Source organism: Morganella sp. Je.2.23 (assembly GCF_051129855.1).
Classification (GTDB): domain Bacteria; phylum Pseudomonadota; class Gammaproteobacteria; order Enterobacterales; family Enterobacteriaceae; genus Morganella; species Morganella sibonii.
Genome location: NZ_JBCPSQ010000008.1, coordinates 67,721 through 89,080, shown reverse-complemented (window position 1 = coordinate 89,080; position 21,360 = coordinate 67,721). Strand labels below are relative to the sequence as shown.

At 53.1% G+C, this 21,360-nt stretch carries 16 protein-coding genes and 1 riboswitch; of the genes, 4 read left to right on the top strand and 12 right to left on the bottom strand.

The window, feature by feature from the left end; all coding sequences use genetic code 11:
- Positions 1–38: 38 nt before the first annotated feature.
- A complete protein-coding gene (folA, locus tag AAZR23_RS18815) occupies positions 39–533 on the top strand; it encodes a type 3 dihydrofolate reductase (RefSeq protein WP_046894147.1) in 495 nt (164 codons plus the stop codon).
- Between the two features lie 95 nt (positions 534–628).
- Here folA and apaH read toward each other — a convergent pair whose 3' ends face one another.
- The 6 genes from apaH to lptD all read right to left on the bottom strand — a co-directional run bounded on the left by apaH (position 629) and on the right by lptD (position 7,386).
- Positions 629–1,462: a bis(5'-nucleosyl)-tetraphosphatase (symmetrical) ApaH gene (apaH, locus tag AAZR23_RS18810; protein WP_434694314.1), complete on the bottom strand. Its 834-nt coding sequence runs from the start codon at positions 1,460–1,462 to the stop codon at positions 629–631.
- A gap of 6 nt (positions 1,463–1,468) precedes the next feature.
- The gene (apaG, locus tag AAZR23_RS18805; RefSeq protein WP_004237169.1) at positions 1,469–1,846 is read right to left on the bottom strand and encodes a Co2+/Mg2+ efflux protein ApaG; all 378 of its coding nucleotides are present in this window, start codon (positions 1,844–1,846) and stop codon (positions 1,469–1,471) included.
- A gap of 10 nt (positions 1,847–1,856) precedes the next feature.
- Positions 1,857–2,669 carry a 16S rRNA (adenine(1518)-N(6)/adenine(1519)-N(6))-dimethyltransferase RsmA gene (gene rsmA, locus AAZR23_RS18800; RefSeq protein WP_004237170.1) on the bottom strand — a complete coding sequence of 271 codons (813 nt, stop codon included), beginning with the start codon at positions 2,667–2,669 and terminating at the stop codon, positions 1,857–1,859.
- Positions 2,666–3,664: a 4-hydroxythreonine-4-phosphate dehydrogenase PdxA gene (pdxA, locus tag AAZR23_RS18795; protein WP_046894149.1), complete on the bottom strand. Its 999-nt coding sequence runs from the start codon at positions 3,662–3,664 to the stop codon at positions 2,666–2,668. The genes rsmA and pdxA overlap by 4 nt, the downstream gene beginning before the upstream one ends.
- Positions 3,648–4,946, bottom strand: coding sequence for a peptidylprolyl isomerase SurA (gene surA, locus AAZR23_RS18790; RefSeq protein WP_218427388.1), 1,299 nt, complete (start codon positions 4,944–4,946; stop codon positions 3,648–3,650). The genes pdxA and surA overlap by 17 nt, the downstream gene beginning before the upstream one ends.
- Before the next feature lie 70 nt (positions 4,947–5,016).
- Positions 5,017–7,386 (bottom strand): LPS assembly protein LptD, encoded by a 2,370-nt coding sequence (gene lptD, locus AAZR23_RS18785; RefSeq protein ID WP_434694310.1) that lies wholly within the window; start codon positions 7,384–7,386, stop codon positions 5,017–5,019.
- A gap of 179 nt (positions 7,387–7,565) precedes the next feature.
- Here lptD and djlA point away from each other — a divergent pair, with 179 nt between their 5' ends.
- On the top strand, positions 7,566–8,387 hold the full coding sequence (djlA, locus tag AAZR23_RS18780) for a co-chaperone DjlA (RefSeq protein WP_046894152.1): 822 nt from the start codon (positions 7,566–7,568) through the stop codon (positions 8,385–8,387).
- A gap of 236 nt (positions 8,388–8,623) precedes the next feature.
- Here djlA and rluA read toward each other — a convergent pair whose 3' ends face one another.
- The 6 genes from rluA to thiB all read right to left on the bottom strand — a co-directional run bounded on the left by rluA (position 8,624) and on the right by thiB (position 18,178).
- Positions 8,624–9,274, bottom strand: a complete 651-nt coding sequence (rluA, locus tag AAZR23_RS18775; RefSeq protein ID WP_046894153.1) for a bifunctional tRNA pseudouridine(32) synthase/23S rRNA pseudouridine(746) synthase RluA — start codon at positions 9,272–9,274, stop codon at positions 8,624–8,626.
- Between the two features lie 56 nt (positions 9,275–9,330).
- On the bottom strand, positions 9,331–12,237 hold the full coding sequence (gene rapA / locus AAZR23_RS18770; RefSeq protein ID WP_434694308.1) for an RNA polymerase-associated protein RapA: 2,907 nt from the start codon (positions 12,235–12,237) through the stop codon (positions 9,331–9,333).
- A gap of 213 nt (positions 12,238–12,450) precedes the next feature.
- Positions 12,451–14,826 carry a DNA polymerase II gene (locus tag AAZR23_RS18765; RefSeq protein ID WP_434694306.1) on the bottom strand — a complete coding sequence of 792 codons (2,376 nt, stop codon included), beginning with the start codon at positions 14,824–14,826 and terminating at the stop codon, positions 12,451–12,453.
- A gap of 60 nt (positions 14,827–14,886) precedes the next feature.
- Positions 14,887–15,597, bottom strand: coding sequence for a thiamine ABC transporter ATP-binding protein ThiQ (gene thiQ / locus AAZR23_RS18760; protein ID WP_434694305.1), 711 nt, complete (start codon positions 15,595–15,597; stop codon positions 14,887–14,889).
- Positions 15,594–17,204, bottom strand: coding sequence for a thiamine/thiamine pyrophosphate ABC transporter permease ThiP (thiP, locus tag AAZR23_RS18755; protein WP_434694303.1), 1,611 nt, complete (start codon positions 17,202–17,204; stop codon positions 15,594–15,596). The genes thiQ and thiP overlap by 4 nt, the downstream gene beginning before the upstream one ends.
- Positions 17,180–18,178 carry a thiamine ABC transporter substrate binding subunit gene (thiB, locus tag AAZR23_RS18750; RefSeq protein ID WP_208323238.1) on the bottom strand — a complete coding sequence of 333 codons (999 nt, stop codon included), beginning with the start codon at positions 18,176–18,178 and terminating at the stop codon, positions 17,180–17,182. Before thiB ends, thiP begins: the two co-directional genes overlap by 25 nt.
- A gap of 81 nt (positions 18,179–18,259) precedes the next feature.
- Positions 18,260–18,368: riboswitch (TPP riboswitch) on the bottom strand.
- Between the two features lie 180 nt (positions 18,369–18,548).
- Between thiB and rppH the strand changes: the two genes are divergently transcribed.
- Positions 18,549–19,082, top strand: coding sequence for an RNA pyrophosphohydrolase (rppH, locus tag AAZR23_RS18745; RefSeq protein WP_015422452.1), 534 nt, complete (start codon positions 18,549–18,551; stop codon positions 19,080–19,082).
- Between the two features lie 9 nt (positions 19,083–19,091).
- On the top strand, positions 19,092–21,338 hold the full coding sequence (gene ptsP / locus AAZR23_RS18740; RefSeq protein WP_046894158.1) for a phosphoenolpyruvate--protein phosphotransferase: 2,247 nt from the start codon (positions 19,092–19,094) through the stop codon (positions 21,336–21,338).
- Positions 21,339–21,360: the final 22 nt, after the last annotated feature.

Below are 21,360 nucleotides of genomic sequence, written 5' to 3'. Positions count from 1 at the left end.
GTGACGACAAAATTTCTCTCAGCCCTAAGGTGAAATGAATGAACATTAGCTTGATCGCTGCTTTAGCTATGGATCGGGTTATTGGCATGGAAAATGCGATGCCATGGACACTGCCGGAAGACCTGGCATGGTTTAAACGTAATACGGTCAATAAACCGGTGATCATGGGTCGTGTGACTTATGAATCTATCGGCCGTCCTTTGCCGGATCGCCTCAATATCGTGCTCAGCCGTACGCCGGGCGACGATGATCGCGTGGTCTGGGCTAAGTCTGTGGAAGAAGCACTGGCAATTGCACAGAAAGAAACTGACGGCGAAATCATGGTGATGGGTGGCGGTAAAGTTTACGGACAATTCCTGCCGCTGGCAGACCGTTTATACCTGACACATGTTGATGCGGAAGTCAGCGGAGATACTTACTTCCCGGACTATGAGCCGGATGAGTGGGACTCCGTGTTTATGGAATATCATGATGCGGATGAAGCAAACTCTCACGGTTTCTGCTTTGAAATCTTAGAGCGCCGCAAGAGCTGATTAATCAGTTGATTCGTATTATTTCATAAATAATATTAATACAAAAAAGCAGAGCCACCGGCTCTGCTTTTTTCTTGTCTGTGCCGGATACCCGGTCAGTCATCATCGTCATCCCGCACGGCAAAAGATTCCTGCCAGAAATAGCAGCGATCTTCCCAGCGCAGCATAGTCAGCTGTCCGCCCCAGCAACAACCGGTATCCAGCGCATAAATACCGCGTGGCGCGCCTTTGCCTTCCAGTGACGCCCAGTGACCAAAGGCCACACTGTAGCCTTCCGGCAGTTTTGACGGCAGGGCAAACCACGGTTTCAGCGGTGCGGAAACCTGATCCGGTTTATCCTTGCAGACCATATCCAGTTGTCCGCCGGGGAAGCAGTAGCGCATCCGGGTCAGTGCATTGGTGGAAAAACGCAGACGCGGCAGGCCCGTCAGGGAAGGTGACCAGTCATTCGGCAAATCACCATACATGGCATTAATAAACAGCGGGTAGGTATCACTGCTGAGAACGGCTTCCACTTCACGCGCACAGGTGACAGCGGTTTCCAGATCCCACTGCGGGGTGATCCCGGCGTGAGCCATGATCAGTTTTTTCTCATGATCGACCTGTAACATCGGCTGGCGGCGCAGCCAGTTGATCAGTTCATCCAGATCCGGTGCGCTGAGCAGTTTATTCAGATGATCGCGCGGTTTGTTACGGCTGATCCCTGCGTAGATCCCCAGCAGGTGAAGATCATGATTGCCGAGCACCAGCCTGACACAGTCTCCCAGGCTTTTGACATAACGGAGAACATCCAGTGAATCCGGGCCGCGGGCGACCAGATCACCGGTCAGCCACAGAGTGTCAGCCTGCGGATCAAAATCAGCCTGAGCCAGTAATGCGCGAAGTTCACGGTAACAGCCGTGAACATCGCCGATAAGATAGGTTGCCATAGAGAATCAGTGAATAAAGGTTGGTATTGCGAGCCGGAAAACAGGGATTTCGCTGATGAAATCCGCACCCTCGTGATCTACCATAGTGTAGTAACCTTCCATGGTGCCCAGCGGTGTTTCCAGGACTGTGCCGCTGGTATAACGATACTCTTCACCGGGCCGGATCACCGGTTGTTCACCGATGACACCTTCCCCCTGAACTTCTGTCTGGCGGCCTTCACTGTTGGTTATACGCCAGTAGCGGCTGATAAGCTGCACAGGATCACGACCCAGGTTGCGGATAGAAACGGTATACGCAAAAACATAGCGTTCCGCATCCGGTTCAGACTGACTTTCGATATAGACACTCTGAACCTGAATACAAATTCTCGGGTCGTTATTCATGATGAATCCCCTATGAGGCGGGATGTTCCGCCAGGTAATTGGCCATCAGACAGTATTGCGCAACACTGATATTCTCTGCACGGGTGGCCGGATCAATACCCAGTTCAGTCAGGGTTTCCGGACTGAACAGATCACCTAAGCTGTTGCGGATCGTTTTACGGCGCTGGTTAAAGGCCTGAGTGGTCACCCGGCTGAGCAGTGCGACATCTTTCAGTACATACGGATTTTCGCGGTGCGGGATCAGGCGGACAACGGCTGAATCAACTTTCGGTGCCGGGCGGAATGCCGTCGGCGGCACATCCAGAACCGGTACGACCTGGCAGTAGTACTGCGCCATAACACTCAGACGGCCGTATGTTTTGCTGCCCGGACCGGCAACCAGACGGTTAACCACTTCTTTTTGCAGCATAAAGTTCATATCACTGATTGCGTTAGTGAAAGTGAACAGATGAAACATCAGCGGCGTGGAAATATTGTACGGCAGGTTACCGAACACACGCAGCGGCTGACCGCGCTCCTGTGCCAGCGCCGTGAAATCCACGGTCATGGCATCCTGCTGAATAATGGTCAGTTTGCTTTGCAAAAACGGATGGCTGGCCAGACGGGCGGCCAGATCACGGTCAATTTCAATGACCGTCATTTTGTCCATGCGATCGGCGACCGGCTCAGTCAGTGCAGCCAGTCCCGGCCCGATTTCAACAATCGCCTGGCCGGGTTGCGGGTTAATCGACGCGACAATGCTGTCGATAATAAATTGATCGGTTAAGAAGTTCTGCCCGAAACGTTTACGGGCAAAATGCCCCTGATGGACTCGTGTATTCATTGACTGTTTTTAATCATTGTAATCGCTAAATTTAATGCGGTGATAAAACTACCCGCATCTGCTTTGCCGGTACCTGCCAGTTCCAGGGCTGTGCCGTGGTCGACAGAGGTCCGGATAAACGGCAGTCCCAGCGTGATATTCACGGCACGGCCGAATCCCTGATATTTTAGCACAGGAAGGCCCTGATCGTGATACATGGCGAGCACGGCATCCGCGCGCTCCAGGTATTTCGGCTGGAACAGGGTGTCTGCCGGCAGCGGACCTTCCAGGGAAATACCCTGTGCCCGCAGCTCATCCAGTGCCGGGATAATGGTGTCGATCTCTTCATGTCCCATATGACCGCCTTCCCCCGCATGCGGGTTCAGACCACAGACGATGATATGCGGCTGCGCAATACCGAATTTGGTGCGCAGGTCATGATTGAGGATGGTGATCACTTCATGCAGGCAGGTGCGGTCAACCGCCGCCGGAACCTGCAGGATTGGCAGATGTGTGGTGGCCAGTGCCACCCGCATTTCTTCCGTGGCCAGCATCATCACCACCCGCTTACAGTGGCTGCGGTCGGCGAAAAATTCAGTGTGTCCGATAAACGGGATCCCGGCATCGTTAATAATGCCTTTGTGCACCGGTCCGGTGATCAGTGCACCAAATTCACCCTGCAGACAGCCGTCACAGGCGCGTGCCAGAGTTTCTGTTACATAAGCCGCATTTGCCACATTCAGCTCACCGGCAACCGCCGGGGCTTTCAGTTCAGCAGGCAGAATGGTCAGTGTCCCGGCGCGCTGCGGCTGACAGGCGGTATCCGGTGAATAAGGTTCAAGGGTGAGCGGCAGTGACAGGGCGTGTGCGCGTTGCTGCATCAGTTGCGGGTCGGCACAAACTACCAGTTTTACCGGCCAGTCGCGCTGTGCCAGCGCGACTGTCAGGTCAGGACCAACCCCGGCAGGTTCGCCGGGGGTAATAACGACAGGTTTCAGCTTATTTGTTACTGCCATCTGAAATTTCCACGTAAGCGCCGGCGCGCTGTTCCTGCATCCAGCTTTGTAATTCTTCACTGAATTTACGGTTAAACAGCATACGGTAGGCGCGATCTTTCTGAGCCGCTTCGGTCTTATCCACGTTGCGGGTATCTTCAAGCTGGATCAGATGCCAGCCGAAAGATGAACGGACAGGCTGACTCAGTTCGCCTTTTTTCAGTTTCATCAGTGCATCACGGAAAGCAGGGTCGTAGATATCAGGCATTGACCAGCCCAATTCACCACCACGCAGGGCAGAACCCGGATCTTCTGAGAATTGTTTTGCCGCAGCATCAAAGGTGGTTTTACCGCTTTTCACATCAGAAGCAATCTGCTGCAGTTTGCTGCGTGCCTGCTCATCGGTCACTATCGGTGACGCTTTGATCAGAATATGGCGGGCTTTTACTTCAGTCACAGAAATCGGCTGATTGTTTCCGCGGACTTCATTCACACGCAGAATATGGAAACCGACACCGGAACGTACCGGCCCGACAATTTCACCGCTTTTGGCAGACTGAAGACGTTCAGCAAACAGACCCGGCAGTTCCTGTAAACGGCTCCAGCCCATGTTACCGCCTTTCAGCGCCTGCGGATCGGCAGAATAGGTAATCGCCAGTTTACCGAAGTCCGCGCCACGCTGAAGTTCATTCATAATGGTGGTGACTTTTTCTTTCGCGGTATTCATCTGCGCTTCTGTCGGATTTTCCGGCAGCGGGATCAGGATGTGGCTGATGTTCAGCTCAGTATCCGCAGCATTCTGGGTACTGATCAGGTTTGCCAGGGACTCAACTTCCTGAGGCAGAATTACCACACGACGGCGGACTTCATTATTACGGACTTCCGCCATCATCATTTCTTTACGGATATCGCTGCGGTATTTGTCGTAGCTCATACCGTCGCGCTGCAGACGCTCTTTCATCTGGGCCGTCGTCATATTGTTCTGACGGGCGATATCTTCGATAGCACCATCAACAGCCTGGTCAGGGATAGTGATTTGCATCTGTCCGGCCATCTGCATCACGATGTTGTCCATGATAAGACGTTCAAGAATCTGCTGACGTAATGTTGCCTGATCAGGAATCTGCTGACCGGCATTGCGGGCATTCATCGTGACAGTCTGAAGCATATTGTTGACATCACTCTCCAGAACCACACCGTTATTGACCACTGCCGCGACTTTATCAAGCTGCTGCGGTGCTGCAAATGATGCTGTGCTTGCCGTGAACATCAGGCTGAGAATGAGTGTTCTCCAGTTTTTCATAAGTATCCCATCATGTTTCGTATCGCCGTACCACCGGTACGGCATGTGAAAATTGTGTCAGCTCAGGCGGTTAAAATGCCGGGACATACGGCAGAATACCACGTTCAAGCATTTTCTGACTGCCCAGACTGTAATTGCTGCTCATACCGCGTAATTCGATATTAAACGTGATTTTATTGTCGTATTCACTGGCATCATTTTTCCAGTCGATAATCTTACGTTCGTAACCGACGTTTGCCGCCCAGCAGCAGGTATTATATTGCAGACCGACTAACTGGCTGGCCGGCTGGCTCTCTTTGGTGTCATAGTAATACTGACCGACAAAGGCCCACTGCTCGGCAACCGGCCAGCTGGCGACGATACCGACCTGAGAGATACCTTTCTGGTTCGGGGGCGTAACATAACCTCCGCCATACTGAGTATGCTGGCGCATTGCCTGAATATAGTCACGGTCCACATAGCGGTAGTTCAGCTGAATCAGACGCTCTGCATCCTGGCGGTACTCCATCGTGGCATTCGACATGGAGACACTGCCCAGGCGGCGGTCATACTGGATACCGCCTTTCAGACCCCAGTTGTCGTTATAACGCCACATGGCATCTCCGGCCCAGACCATCGAGCCGGTTTCATCTTTTTCATCCACAACCGTTTTTTGAGAATCACCGGTACGCGGACGTTCAAAGTAGTAGATTTGACCCACAGAAACATTAAATCGTTCAACTAATTCATCATCATAAATCCGGCTGGTTACCCCGGTGGTCACCTGGTTGGCAGAGGCAATACGATCCAGACCACTGTACATACGGTCACGGAACAGGCCGCTGTAGCTGGACTGCATCAGGGTTGAGTCGAAGTTATTGATGTTATCCTGGTTTTTATACGGGACATACAGGTACTGCGCACGCGGCTCTAATGTCTGGGTGAAGCTCTCATTAAAGAACATAGGCCGCTCGAAGATCATCTTCGCATCAGCTTTAAATTGCGGCAGCACACGGGTAACATTTTTTTCCAGCCCGGCGTTATTCGGTGTATCAGGAATGTCCTGATCATAATGGGTCGCCATCAGCTTCGCTTCGGTATTGAAGCTGGCCCAGCCGTTAGACAGCGGCAGATTAAGGGTTGGTTCCGCATGCAGACGGGTGGCATCCGGATTATTTTTACCCACGCTGGTAAAGCGGGCGACCTGACCATAGGCGCGGAAATCAAACACACCGAGGTTGTTTTTATAATAGTTGAGATCCAGCTGCGGTTCGGCACGGTAGGATGTCGCGTTATCATTATTGGTCAGGATCTGGAATTGTTTGGCCGTAACGGTGGCATTCCAGTTTGACTTGCGGATACCTACTGCCAGTTTCTGTGTGGCATAGCCGTCAGTGGAGTTACCGTAAGCGGATGTAAAGTCAGTAAAATAGCGCGAATCGCTGACCTTGGTGTAGTCAGAAGAGAACCACCAGTCCTGTGCGAATGAGCCGTTGTGACCCCAGTAGAATAACCAGCGGTCATTCGAATCACGTTTCGCCCATTCTGCATTACCACCGGCGTTTTTATCTTTCTTGTACTGTTCATCATCCAGCAGGAAATCGAATGCCAGTGTGCCTGAACCGAACTGAGTCAGGTAACGGAATTCGTTATCCATTTTCAGACCACGTTTACTGAAGTAATGCGGTGTGAAAGTGGCGTCATAATTCGGGGCAATATTCCAGTAATACGGCAGGGTAAATTCCAGGCCGGATGATTTGGAATAGCTGCCGTTCGGGATCAGAAAACCGGAGCGGCGTTTATCACCGATCGGTAACTGGAGATACGGGCTGTAAAATACCGGAATATTGGCGACGCGGAAGCGGGCATTCCAGATTTCCGCAACCTGCTCTTCCCGGTCAATAATGACTTCAGAGCCTTTGACGCTCCAGCTGTCATTGCCCGGCAGACAGGAGGTAAAGACCCCGTTTTCGAGGATGGTATAACGGTTGTCGCCGCGGAGTTTCATTTTGTCGGCATCACCGCGACCCTGGCGGCCGACCATCTGATAATCGCCTTTCTCAACATCAGCATCGTTATTGTTGAGATTCATCCGGGCTTCAGGGCCTTTCAGACGAATTTGCGGATCAGAATAGCGGACATCACCGGTCGCTGTCGCAATGCGCACAGGATCAGTTTCTTCGCCGCTCTGAGTGACTTCCACTTCATTCGCTTTCAGATTCTGGTTACCTGAGCGGATATCGACACCACCGGTATATTTTACCGCACGCGGATATTCGCCTGACATACCTTCTGCAGTGATATTGACAGGAAAATCACCGGCTTCCCCGTCAACAACCGGCTCGTCATACACCGGAACGCCCAGCATACATTGCTCGGCAAGAGTGGCGGCTTGTGCAGCCTGACTGTATAGCGCTGCCCAGATAATGGTGGCCAGCAGGGTTGGATAACTCTTCTTCATAAGTATGTCTGCAATTCCGTCCTCGGTAGCACATTGCCCGAACGCCAAAAGCCTAATTTACACGAAAAAAGAGCGTGCGTGAAACACGTTCACGTATCCAAATGGCGTTAGGCATCGTACAGAATGGGTAGTATGATAATGCAAAATTGCGCCAGGGGCATTGTTGAATTGAGGAGTATATGCACTATTTGGGAAAAATCATCGGAATTTTATTAGGTATGGCATCCGGGGCCGGTTTTTGGGGCATTTTTCTCGGTTTTCTTATTGGTCATGCGATTGATAAAGTCCGCAGTCAGCAATTGGGTGGCTCATTCAGCAACAATCAGTCCAGACAGGCACTCTTTTTCACTACCACTTTTCAGATCCTCGGGCATCTGACCAAGTCAAAAGGTCGTGTGACAGAATCGGATATCTATCTGGCTACTGCGCTGATGGATCGCATGCAGCTGCACGGCAGTGCGCGGACGCAGGCTCAGAATGCGTTCCGTGAAGGTAAAGCGGCCGGTTTCCCGCTGCGTGATGCATTACGTCAGTTACGCCGTGCCTGCTACGGGCGGGCGGATTTGCTGCGTATGTTTCTGGAAATCCAGATCCAGGCGGCATTCGGTGACGGCGAACTGCATCCGAACGAGCGGCAGGTACTCCTGGTGATCGCCGAAGAGCTGGGTATTCCGCGTCATCAGTTTGAAAATGTGCTGGCAATGATGCAGGCGCAGATGCACGGCGGGGCACAAAGCGGCAATTGGCAGCAGCAGTCTCAGCAGGGCTATTACCGTGATCAGACCGCCGATCTCGCCGCCGCTTACCGGGTGCTGGGCGTGAATGAAAGCGATGACAGTACCGTCATTAAACGCGCCTACCGCAAGATGATGAGTGAACATCACCCGGATAAACTGGTGGCGAAAGGGTTACCACCGGAAATGATGGAACTGGCGAAAGAGAAAGCGCAGTCTATTCAGGCAGCATATGATCTCATTAAAAAAGAGAAAGGCTTTAAATAATCCGGTATAAAACGGTTTTTAAGGTGTAAAACATGTTGCAGGGAAAGTGCAGGGCGGATCATATTCTTTTCATATAATTGCTATAAAATATAAATGCAGTTGAAAAATTACGTAAATATTTTATTAAATATGTTAAGGATATGATCCATGGCCAATACCCGTGTTCTTATCGGAGTAGCGGGATTAGCACTTTGCCTGATTCTTGCCTCAATGAATTCGGTGACCGTGTTAATCCACTAAAAATCTGATTTACAAGTAAAATGCATCGGCCTGCCGTTTGCCGGATGTGTGACAGACAGCGCCTCTGCATGAAGCTGCAGCCGGGGCGCTGCGGCTCTTGCCTCATCATGGGCATAAAAACGGTCACCAAGAATCGGATGTTCCAGTGCCAGCATATGCACCCGCAACTGATGAGAGCGTCCGGTGACCGGAAACAGCCTTACCCGAGTGGCATTTTCCTCATATTCCAGTACTTCATAACCTGTCTGTGCCGGTTTGCCGGTTTCAAAACACACTTTCTGCTTCGGCCGGTTCGGCCAGTCACAAATCAGCGGTAAATCCACCATGCCGGTTTCCGGCTCCAGCCGCCCCCATACACGGGCGACATAGGTTTTTTTCGGCTCCCGTTCACGGAACTGCCGTTTAAGCTCCCGCTCAGCCGCTTTGGTCAGTGCAACCACAATAATACCGCTGGTGGCCATATCAAGGCGATGAACAGATTCGGCAGAAGGATAGTCACGCTGAATGCGTGTCATCACACTGTCTTTGTGTTCCGGTGCCCGGCCGGGAACGGAAAGCAGTCCGCTTGGTTTATTCACCACAATGATACTTTCATCCTGCCAGAGGATATTCAGCCAGGGATCGGCGGGAGGGTTGTAGGGTTCCATTAACATGGGGATCACCAAATCAGAGACCCGGCAGACGGTATCTGCCGGGATACAGGTTACTGATGCGAAACGACAATCAGGCGGATAGCATCAAGGCGCCAGTTAGCATCATCCAGATGTGACAGGATCTGCTGACGTTCTTCTTCAATGGCATCAAGCTCATCATCACGGATGTTCGGGTTAACCGATTTCAGTGCCAGCAGACGGTTGTGCTCCTGAGTAAGGTGCTGATCTGCCATCGCTTTCGCTGCGGTAATCCGCTCACGGGCTTCACCGGCAACGACATCTTCGGACAGACGCAGAACCTGATGCACTTCGTTTTGTACCGCATTGACAAACTTACTGCCGGTATGGCGGTTCACGGCATTCAGCTGACGGTTAAAGCTCTCAAATTCCACCTGCGATGCCAGGTTATTGCCTTTTACGTCCATCAGCAGGCGCACCGGTGTCGGCGGCAGGAAGCGGGTCAGCTGCAGGTTTTTCGGCGCCTGGGCTTCCACCACATAAATCAGCTCTGTCAGCAGCGTGCCGACCGGCAGGGCTTTATTTTTCAGCACGGAGACCGCGCAACTGCCGGTATCGCCGGACAGAATCAGATCCAGACCGTTGCGGATAATCGGATGTTCCCAGCTGATAAACTGAGTGTCTTCGCGGGACAACGCCTGCTCACGTTTAAAGGTGATGGTGCAGCCGTCTTCCGGCAGACCAGGAAAGTCCGGTACCAGCATATGATCAGACGGTGTCAGGGCAATCATGTTATCGCTGCGGTCATCCTGATTGATACCGACAATATCAAACAGATTCAGGGCAAAGGTCACCAGTTCGGTATCTTCATCCTGATCCGCGATTTCAGCGGCCAGCTCATTACCGGCTTCGCCGCCGTTGGAATGCATTTCCAGCAGGCGGTCACGACCCTGTTCCAGTTCCTGTTTCAGAGCATCATGGGTTTTACGGCATTCGGCGATAAACTCATCAAAACCACTGAGATCAGCCGGATTTGCCATCAGGTTAATCAGTTTGTCGTAATAGCGGTCATAGATGGTGCGGCCGGTCGGGCAGGTATACTCAAAGGCTTCCAGACCTTCATGGAACCAGCGCAGCAGCACAGCCTGCGCGGTATTTTCCAGATACGGAATACTGATCTGAATATCACGTTTCTGACCGATACGGTCGAGACGCCCGATACGCTGCTCCAGCAGATCCGGGTTAAACGGCAGGTCGAACATCACCAGCTGGTTGGCAAACTGGAAGTTACGGCCTTCAGAGCCGATCTCGGAACAAAGCAGTACCTGCGCGCCTTCCTCTTCGGAGGCAAAGTAGGCCGCTGCCCGGTCGCGTTCCAGCAAAGACATATTTTCATGGAAAACAGCAGCATGAATACCTTCACGCTCACGCAACACCTGTTCCAGTTGCAGGGCGGTTGCGGCCTGGGCGCAAATTACCAGTACTTTTTCATTGCGGTTTGCCAGCAGGAAGCCGAGCAGCCATTCGACACGCGGGTCGAAGTTCCACCAGGTGGCATTTTCGCCTTCAAATTCCTGATAAATCTGCTCCGGATAGAGCATCTCACGGGCTTTGATCTCGGTGGTTTTCTTGCTGCCCATGATCCCGGCCACTTTAATCGCGGTCTGGTACTGTGCCGGCAGCGGCATTTTAATCGCTTTCAGTTCGCGGCGCGGGAAGCCTTTCACACCATTACGGGTGTTACGGAACAGCAGGCGGCTGGTGCCGTGTCTGTCCATCAGCATGCTGATAAGCTCACGGCGGGCATTTTCACCATCTTCAGTATCTGTATTGGCGGCTTTCAGCAGCGGCTCAATATCCTGTTCGGCGATCAGATCGTGAACAGCATTCTGCTGGTCTTTGGTCAGCGGTGCGCGGTCGAGCAGCAGCGTGACAGCATCGGCAACCGGCTGATATTTCTGCTGTTCATCAACAAAGGTTTCAAAGTCATGGAAACGGTTCGGGTCCAGCAGACGCAGGCGTGCAAAGTGACTCTCCATGCCCAGCTGTTCCGGGGTGGCGGTCAGCAGCAGTACAGACGGAATGCTTTCCGCCAGGGTTTCAATCACCTGATATTCGCGGCTTGGTGCGTCTTCACTCCAGACCAGATGGTGTGCTTCATCCACCACCAGCATATCCCATCCGGCTTCAGCAAGGTGCTCAAAACGCGGCTTGCTTTTGCGGACAAAATCCAGTGAGCACAATACCAGCTGTTCGGTTTCAAACGGATTGTCACTCTCATGCTGCGCTTCGGTATAACGGCTGTCATCGAACAGCGAAAAACGCAGATTGAAGCGGCGCAGCATTTCCACCAGCCACTGGTACTGGAGGCTTTCCGGTACGACAACCAGGACACGCTCGGCACGTCCGGCCATTAACTGCTGATGGATAATCATCCCGGCTTCAATGGTTTTACCCAGACCGACTTCGTCCGCCAGCAGAACACGCGGCGCGTGGCGTTTGCCGACTTCATTGGCAATAAACAGCTGATGCGGGATCAGGCTGGCGCGGATGCCGCGCAGGCCGCTGGTGGCACGGCGGTATTCTTCGCTCAGAAATTTGCGGGCACGATAGCGCAGCGCAAAACGATCCATGCGGTCAATCTGACCGGCAAACAGACGATCCTGAGGTTTATTGAAAGTCAGTTTGCTGTCGAGAAACACTTCGCGCAGGCGGACATTATCTTCACCGGTATCAGTACGTTGTCCGATATAGGTTAATAATCCGTCGCTCTCTTCAACGGCGGTCACACTGAGCTGCCAGCCTTCGTGACTGGTGACGGTATCTCCTTCGTTAAACATCACACGGGTGATAGGAGCATCGGCTGCGGCATAGAGACGGTTTTCACCGGTAGCAGGGAAAAGAAGGGTGATCATCCGGGCGTCGACAGATACAACTGTACCTAATCCCAGCTCGCTTTCAGTATCGCTTATCCAGCGTTGACCAAGAGTAAACGGCATATTTTTGGCTCGATTCTGTTATTCAGGGCTAATTAGACAAATGCTGTGGATATCATTACCGGTGATACAAAAACGGCGTTGTATTCACCGGAAAAAAACACCGCCAGTCAGAACAGCAGCGTCAGCTGCATCATCCTGCTCCGGTGTTAAAAGCAGTAAAGGGGCGCTATGTTAATCCATAAGATCCGCATCGTCACCTGTAAAATGGCAAAATTAAAACGGCATCAATAATTGCCCGGTCAGCAATGTGGTGAAGTCATCCTCCAGGAAGGGCAGAATGGCATCGGCAATCGGCATCAGCTGTTTATTAATGTAATGCTCATAGTCCGGTGGTGCTGTCAGAATCTCCAGCGGCTGCGGTCCGGCGCGGGTAATGATATAGCTTATCCCGGCCCCGCGCTGATACTGTGGCGGACGCTTCATGCGGACATTATACTCGTCCGCCATCCTGGCTGCTTTGACATGAGGCGGCACATTACGCTGATAATCCGCCAGCGGGCGGCGCAGGCGTTTGCGGTAAACCAGCCGGTCGTCGTAGCGGCCGGCGAGTGTGTCACGGACATAATCGCGGATAAACTGCTGATACGGCAATTTATCGAAAATCAGCCGGTACAGGGTTTGCTGGAAATGCTGTGCCAGTGGTGTCCAGTCACTGCGGACCGTTTCCAGCCCGCGAAAGACCATTTTATCCCCGGAAAGCCCTGCATACCGTTTTTTGCTGCCGAGGTCTGTTCCGCGGATCGTCGGCATCAGAAAACGGCGGTAGTGGGTTTCGTACTCGATTTCCAGAGCTGAGGCCAGCCCGTATTCATCCTGTAAATGCGTCTGCCACCACTGATTGATCTCTTCTACCAGCCAGCGTCCGATACGTTGCGCATCCGCTTCAGTGTGAGCACTTTTCAGCCAGACAAAGGTGGAATCCGTATCGCCGTAAATGACCTGATAACCCAGGGATTCAATAATGGTGCGGGTTTTGCGCATGATATCGTGCCCGCGCATGGTGACGGAGGACGTCAGGCGCGGATCATAAAAACGGCATCCCGCAGCCCCCAGTACACCGCAAAAGGCATTCATAATGATTTTCAGTGCCTGTGACAGCGGTTTATCCCCGGCCAGTTTCGCCATATCCCGCTCATGCCAGATGCGGTTGACGATATCCGGCAGACAATTTATTTCCCGCGAAAAATACGCGCCTTTAAATCCCGGAACCGCCTGTTCCGGCGCGGAAAGACCTTCGATCATACCAACCGGGTCAATCAGAAAGGTGCGGATAATGGAGGGATACAGGCTTTTGAAATCCAGTACCACCACAGAGTCATATAGTCCCGGGGCGGAATCCATCACAAAACCGCCCGGAATCGGTTCTCCGGGTTTTTCGCCGGGATCAGGTGCGACATAGCCTTTACGGTGCATCGGCGGCAGATAAAGATGAGTGAAGGCCGCGACAGATCCTCCCATGCGATCCGGCGCCAGGCCGGTTACCGCTGCCCGTGCCAGCAGGAATTCTGTCAGATGGGTGTGCTCAAAAATCCTGGTGACCAGACGGCAGTCCTGCAGGTTATAGCGCGCCAGTGCCGGTTTATCTTCGCGGAAACGGCGGTTGATCTCATCCATGCGGTCATACGGAGAATCACTGTCTTTGCCCTCACCGAGCAGTGCCTGAGATACCGCTTCCAGACTGAAGGACGGGAACTGCCAGGTGGCTGCTTTCAGCGCATCGATGCCGTCAATAATCAGCCGGCCGGGCGCTCCGGCAAAAAATTGTCCGGGTTTGAAACCATGCTCCCGCCAGGAGAGCGGGGCGTTGTTACGGCCGAAAATCAGCGGGATCTGATACTTCTCTGCATGGCGCTGTAAAATGCGCAGATCAAACTGGATCAGGCTCCAGCCGATTATCATGTCCGGATCATGCTCTGCCAGCCACTGATTCAGGCGGTGAAGCAGATCCGGGCGGCGCGGGACATATTCCAGCGTGAAATCCGGATTGGTCAGCGGTGTGCCGTTTTCCGGGCCGAGCATAAAAACAGTGTCAGCTCCGCAACCGGAGAGCCCGATCGAGTAAAGATCACCGAATTCAGTGGTTTCAATATCCAGAGACACGATTTTCAGCGGCGGGCGGTAATCCGGATGCGGCTTCATCAGAACATGGCCATCCGCCTGCGGCTGTACCCAGACAGCAGCGGTGATAAATCGCTCCATCAGGTAGCGCTCACAGGGGCGGATATCCGCTTCATAAAGGCGGAGATGCTGTTCGCCGAGTTGTTTTTCCAGCTGTTGTAACTGGCGGTACTGACGACAGTAAACGGCGCTGACATCATCCTGATGAAAATCACGCAGCGGACGCGCTGCCAGTGTGGCGCCGGGGATGTTATTAATCAGCGGACGGCTTTCCGCCAGTTCCCGGTGCGGGACAAACCCGACAGCCTGTTGCAGCGGAACAGAGACATGCCGTGGCCCGTTATCCGTCGCCAGCCAGTAACTGACCGCAATACCGCGCGGGGTATCAGACCAGTGACGGGTCAGAATAAAACCGGCTTCCGCCGGTGCTGCCACCTGACGGGAGGGGAAACTGTTGTGCCCTGCCATCATTGTTGTCCGTTCCGCTGAGAAAAAATAACTATAGCAGAATGGTGTGGATATATACAGTATTTAAGGTGCGGTTTGCGGGCGGATACCGAGGATTTGTGCCTGCGGAACGTTACCGCTGACCAGTGCGGCGGTACTGCCGTCAAACGCAATGGTGCCGTTATCCACGACCATTGCACGGGGGGCAATTCTGGCCGCGTCATCGGTATTGTGGGATACCATCATCAGTGTCAGCTGCCGTTCTTCGCAGATGGTTTCCAGCAGTGTCAGCATTTCATTGCGCAGCGCCGGGTCCAGTGCGGAAAAGGGCTCATCCAGCAGTAAAACCGGTTGGGAGCGCACCAGGCACCGTGCCAGCGCCACCCGCTGACGCTGGCCGCCGGAAAGCTGTGACGGCAGACGCCGGAGCAGTGGTGTCAGTGAAACCTGTTCAGCGATGTGTTCCAGTTGTACTTTCTGCGCCGCATTCAGTTTCATTCCGGGATGAAAACCGAGAGCGATATTCTGCTCTGCGGTCAGGTGAGCAAACAGATTATTTTCCTGAAACAGCATAGATACCGGACGCCGGGCGGGCGGTGTCCGGGTGTGATCTTCGCCATTGAGCCGGATAGTGCCGCTTTCGGCAAACTGAAAGCCGGCAATCAGTGACAGCAGTGTACTTTTACCTGCCCCGCTCGGGCCGAGGATGGCAATTTTCTCTCCGGCAGTAACTGAGAAATCAAAATTCATTGTCTGTTGCTGATAGCGGTAATGAATATGATCAAAATAAATCATGGGCGTTTCCCCGGCAGACGTTCCAGAATGGTAAACAGCCCGAAACAGAGTAAAAACAGGATCAGTGCGGTGACAGCGGCATCCGCATTGCGGTAAGCGCCGATCTGCTGATAAAGATAGAACGGCAGTGTGCGGAAATCTTCATTACCGAACAGGGCTATCACACCAAAATCCCCGACAGACAGTACACTGGCAAATGCGACCGCCTGTGCCAGCGGGTTACGCAGCGCCCGCAGTTCAATCAGTTTCAGCCGGTTAAATCCTGTGATATTCAGAGAGAGACAAAGCGGGTTATAGCGCTCAGCCAGGTCGCGCATCGGATTATCCAGTACTTTCAGTGCATAAGGAACAGCCATCAGCGCATTGGTCAGAATGACCAGCCCGTAAGGGAGAGCCCCCAAATCTGTGGTGCCGGTCGTACTGTTGAGCAGCAGGAAAAAGCCGGTGGCCAGCACAATTCCCGGCATCGCGAGGATCACCAGCCCGGAGAGCTCCATAGCTTGTCCCGCTCTGACTGCCTGCCGCAGCCGTAATTCACGGCTGCTCCACAGCAGCATCATGGTGAGCAGCACACAGATAAACCCCGAGGCCAGCGCAATACCGAGTGAGGTGAAAAATGCCCGCCACAGCGCCGGTTGCTGCAATACCGGCAATAATCCCGGGTTCAGGCCGTCAGCGACAATGGCAAAAAACGGCGGCAGCAGAAACAGCAGGGCACAGAGGATAATCAGGCCATCAGCCAGTCTGCGCGGCAGCGTGTCCTGCGGATTGCGCCATTGCAGTGATTGGGTAAAGCCGACAGAAAAGTGGCCGGAAAGACGCTGGCTCAGCAGTACCAGCCCGATGCAGCATACCAGCTGAATCAGTGCCAGCAGCGCAGCACGGCCGATATCAAAGTCATAATTCAGTGCCTGATAAATGGCCAGTTCAATAGTGGTGGCCGCAGGGCCGCCGCCGAGTGCAAGCACTGTGGCAAAACTGGCAAAACAGAGCATAAAAATCAGCGCGGCGGTCGGCAGTAACTGACGCCGCAGATAAGGCCATTCCACAATCCGGAAATGCTGCCATTCATTCATATTGAGCTGAGCGGCGAGCTGTCTCTGTTCCGTGGCTATATTATCGAGCTGCTGATACAGCATCCGGGTGGCAAGCGGCATATTAAAGAAGATATGCGCCAGCAGAATGCCCTGTAATCCGTACGGGGAGAAGGAATAGTCCAGATCCAGAAAACCGGAAATATGTGCCAGCCAGCCGTTGCGTCCGTAAACCGATAAAATACCGAATACAGCCACCAGCACAGGCAGCACCAGGGTCATTGCGCACAACCGCAGAAAAACGCCCCGCCCCGGAAAACGGCGGCGCCAGAGTGCCCGGGCCAGAAAAACAGCCGGAATAACAGACAACAGGGCAGATAAAAAAGCCTGCCAAAAGGTAAAGCGGACAACATGCCACAGGTAGCTGTCATCCCAAATCTGCTGCCAGTCCGTATCCGGTGTGTTAAACCACAGCGCCCCGAAGGCACTGACCGCAACAACCAGCAGGAGACCGGACGCCAGTGCGCCCGGTATCAGATATGCGCCAATCAGCGACTGACTGCGTTTTGCCATATCCGTATCCACTGATTGCGCTCTTTCGCCACTTCTTTGGCGTCAAATTCCAGCGTTTTGACCGGTTTCGGCATTTTGTCGTAAACCGGCGGCAGCGGCATATCAATCACAGGATACATCCAGTTGGTGGTCGGCAGGGTTTTCTGGAAATCCGGGGTCAGCATAAACTGCATAAACTGCTCCGCCAGTGCCGGGTGTTTTGAGGAGGCCAGTACACCGGCCATTTCCACCTGAAGGTAATGTCCTTCCTCAAACAGTGCCGCGGCATAATTGTCTTTGTTATCCGCCAGCATGTGATAACCCGGCGACGAGGTGTAACTCAGCACCAAATCCGCTTCCCCCTTCAGGAACAGACCGTAGGATTCACTCCAGCCTTTGGTGACCGTCAGGGTTTTTTTCGCCATTTTAGCCCACTGCGCTGCCACATCATCTCCGTAGAGATTTTCCATCCACAGCAGTAATCCCAGCCCCGGTGTGCTGGTGCGCGGGTCCTGATAAATAATGGTCAGCTTCTGATCGCTGTTAAGCAGCTCTTTCATGCTTTTCGGCGGGTTAGGCAGTGTGTCTTTGTTGTAGATAAAAGCAAACCAGCCGTAATCATAAGGAATAAAGGTTTTGCTGTCCCATTTGACCGGCAGCACCAGTTTTGACTGATCAACATTGCTTTCTTTAAACAGACCGGTATCCAGTGCGGCCTGCATCAGGTTGTTATCCAGTCCTAAGATGATATCTGCCTGTGATTTTTTACCTTCCATCCGCAGACGGTTCAGCAGTGTCACGCCGTCACTCAGACCGACGAGTTTTAATTCACAGTCGCATTGTGCCTCAAAGTTTTTCTTAATTTCCGGCCCCGGCCCCCACTCAGCCACAAATGAGTCATAGGTATAGACAGTCAGAACCGGCTTGCTGTTATCTGCCGCCGCCTGGAAAGAGAACAGTGCGGTAAGACCGCCTGCAATAATGTGTCTGGTCAGTTTATGTAACACTTTGCGCTCCTGTAAGAGAAGGATTGGCAAAGGATCTGAGTGCAGCGTGATGGTAACAGACTGTGCTGTCAGCAGTGGCGGCTCAAATCCCTACGCCGGTATTAACCGGATCAGGTTCCTCGGGTGTTATCTCAGCAACACCGGCCGGAAAGCCGTTGCTGCACCCCGTTGAGAGAGGAATAGTGTAGTGTTTTTCCCGGGAATTTGCCACCGCCCGCAACCGTTAATACCGTATGTTGCTTTTCATCCGTCAGAGCCGGAAATGCGGCGGGCTGAAGGATTTTGAGTGCAGAGGTTTACCCCATGATGGGAGTGTGAAACAATTGGCTATCTTTCAGTTTTTTTCTGAGGTAGTCGAGTGATTGATGATGATGGCTACCGCCCGAATGTCGGGATTGTAATTTGTAATAAGGAAGGCCAGGTTTTATGGGCCCGCCGCTACGGACAGCACTCGTGGCAGTTTCCTCAGGGAGGTATTAATCCCGGCGAGTCACCGGAACAGGCCATGTACCGTGAGTTGTATGAGGAAGTTGGTTTAACGCGTAAAGATGTGCGTATCCTGGCGGTAACCCGCAACTGGCTGCGCTACAAATTACCCAAACGTTTGGTGCGTTGGGATACCAAACCGGTTTGTATCGGCCAGAAGCAGCGCTGGTTTTTACTGCAGCTGCTCTGCGAGGACAAAGAGGTCAATGTGACCCGCAGCAAGTCGCCGGAATTTGACGGCTGGCGCTGGGTCACCTACTGGTATCCTGTTCGTCAGGTGGTCTCTTTCAAACGCGATGTGTACCGCCGCGTCATGAAAGAGTTTTCTTCCGTTGTGATGCCTGCCAACAGCGAAGCGACGGCTGTCCGGGCACCGTTTCCCTATCGTCGCCGGCGCCAGAATTAGGGGGAACGGATGCTGACGCGTTTACGTGAAGTGATTGAAAAAGTGGCTGCCGCCGCTGATCTCGCGGAAGCGCTGGAGCTTCTGGTTAAAGAAACCTGTCAGGCGATGGGAACAGATGTCTGTTCTATCTACCTGGCAGATAACCAGCATCAATGTTTTTATCTGATGGCAACGCAGGGGCTGAAAAAGCCCCGCGGCCGTGCTGTCAGTCTTGCTTTCGGTGAAGGTGTCGTCGGTCATGTCGGCCGCCGCGCCGAGCTTATCAATATTGCGGATGTCCGCGAACACCCCGGTTTTAAATATCTCCCTCAGGTAAAAGAAGACAATCTGCGTGCATTTCTCGGTGTGCCGGTGGTTTACCGCCGTCAGTTACTGGGCGTGCTGGTGGTCCAGCAGAGAGAAAAGCGCCTGTTCAGTGAAACGGAAGAATCCTTTATTGTCACCCTGGCGATGCAGCTGGCGGTATTGCTGGCGCAGGCTCAGACCAAAGGACTGTTCGGGCAGTTCCGTCAGACACGGATACAGGCTATCCCGGTTTCCTCCGGGATTGTGATGGCCTATGGCTGGGAAGATCGCTCGCAGCCTGTGCTGGAACATGTTTCGGAGGCATCGGCGCTGGATCGCGTACAGGAACGTGCCCGCCTGAATAAAGCGCTGGAGGATGCCACGGCGGAGTGCCGTCGTATCAGCAAGCGTTTTAATGCTGCATCACAAAAAGAGAGTGCGGCGATTTTCGACCTCTACTCCCATCTGCTGAACGACCTGCAACTGAAAAAGGGGTTGTACAGCATGGTGGAGCAGGGCTTTGTGGCGGAATGGGCCGTTAAAACGGTTATTGAACAATTTGCGGCCCGGTTTGCCGGGCTCCAGGACAGCTATATGCGGGAGCGGGCCGCGGATTTGCGTGCGCTCGGTCAGCGGCTGTTGTTCCATCTGGATGATAATTTTACCGGCAGCAACCAGTGGCCGGAACGTTTTGTGCTGGTGGCCGATGAACTGAGTGCCAGCCTGCTGGCGGAACTGCCGCAGGAACAGCTTGCCGGTGTGGTGGTACGTGACGGGGCAACACATTCTCATTCCGCTATTCTGGTCAGGGCAATGGGAATTCCGGTAATCATGGGCGCAGATATTCAGCCGGAACTGCTGCACAACCGCCTGTTGATCCTCGATGGCTACCGGGGCGTGGTGTATATCGAACCGGAGCCGCTGATAGCGCAGGAATTCCGTCAGATTATTGAACAGGAGCAGGTTATCAGCCAACTGGCTGAAGATGAACTCAGCCGTTCCGCCGCACTGAAAAGCGGTGAACGGATCTCTGTTCAGCTGAATGCCGGGCTCAGTCTGAAATATGAGCAGAAAATCGTCAAAAGTATTGACGGTATTGGCCTGTACCGCACGGAAATACCGTTTCTGGTGCATAATGGTTTTCCGTCAGAAGAAGAGCAGAAAATCCGCTATCAGGATATGCTGCAACTCTTTGCCGGGAAACCGGTTGTATTGCGGACACTGGATATCGGTGCGGATAAACAACTGCCGTACATGCCTATCAGTGAGGAAAATCCGTGTCTGGGCTGGCGCGGCATCCGTGTGATGCTGGATCAGCCGGAGATTTTTCTTATCCAGCTGCGTGCTATGCTGCGGGCTAATATCGGGCTGAATAATCTGAAGATATTATTCCCGATGATTTCCGGGCTCGCCGAGGTTGAAGAGGCTATCCGCCTGCTTGACCGCGCCTGTGAGGAAGTCTCGGCACTGACCGGGGAAACGGTGAAACGTCCGCCGGTGGGCGTGATGCTGGAAGTACCGTCATTGTTATTTATGCTGCCGGAACTGAAACAGTATATTGATTTTATTTCTGTCGGCACGAATGATTTAACGCAGTATCTGCTGGCGGTTGACCGGAATAATACGCATGTTGCGCCACTCTATGACTCGCTCCATCCGGCGGTATTGCGTATGCTGCATTTTGTCCGGACAGAAACCACACGGCTGGGAATTCCGGTCTCTGTCTGCGGGGAAATGGCAGCAAATCCGTTAGGTGCAATGATCCTTATTGGTTTAGGATATCGCCGGCTGAGTATGAACGGGCGGAGTATCCCGCGTATTAAGTATCTGTTGCGGCATCTGGATGCCGCAGCGCTGGAGCCGCTGATGGCATCATTGCTGGATGCACAGACAGCGGCTGAGATCCGTGAAAAATCGGAACTGTTTATTGAGAGCAAGGGACTGGAACAGCTTATCCGCGGCAGTGCTTAACCGCACATCCCGCGTAATAAGG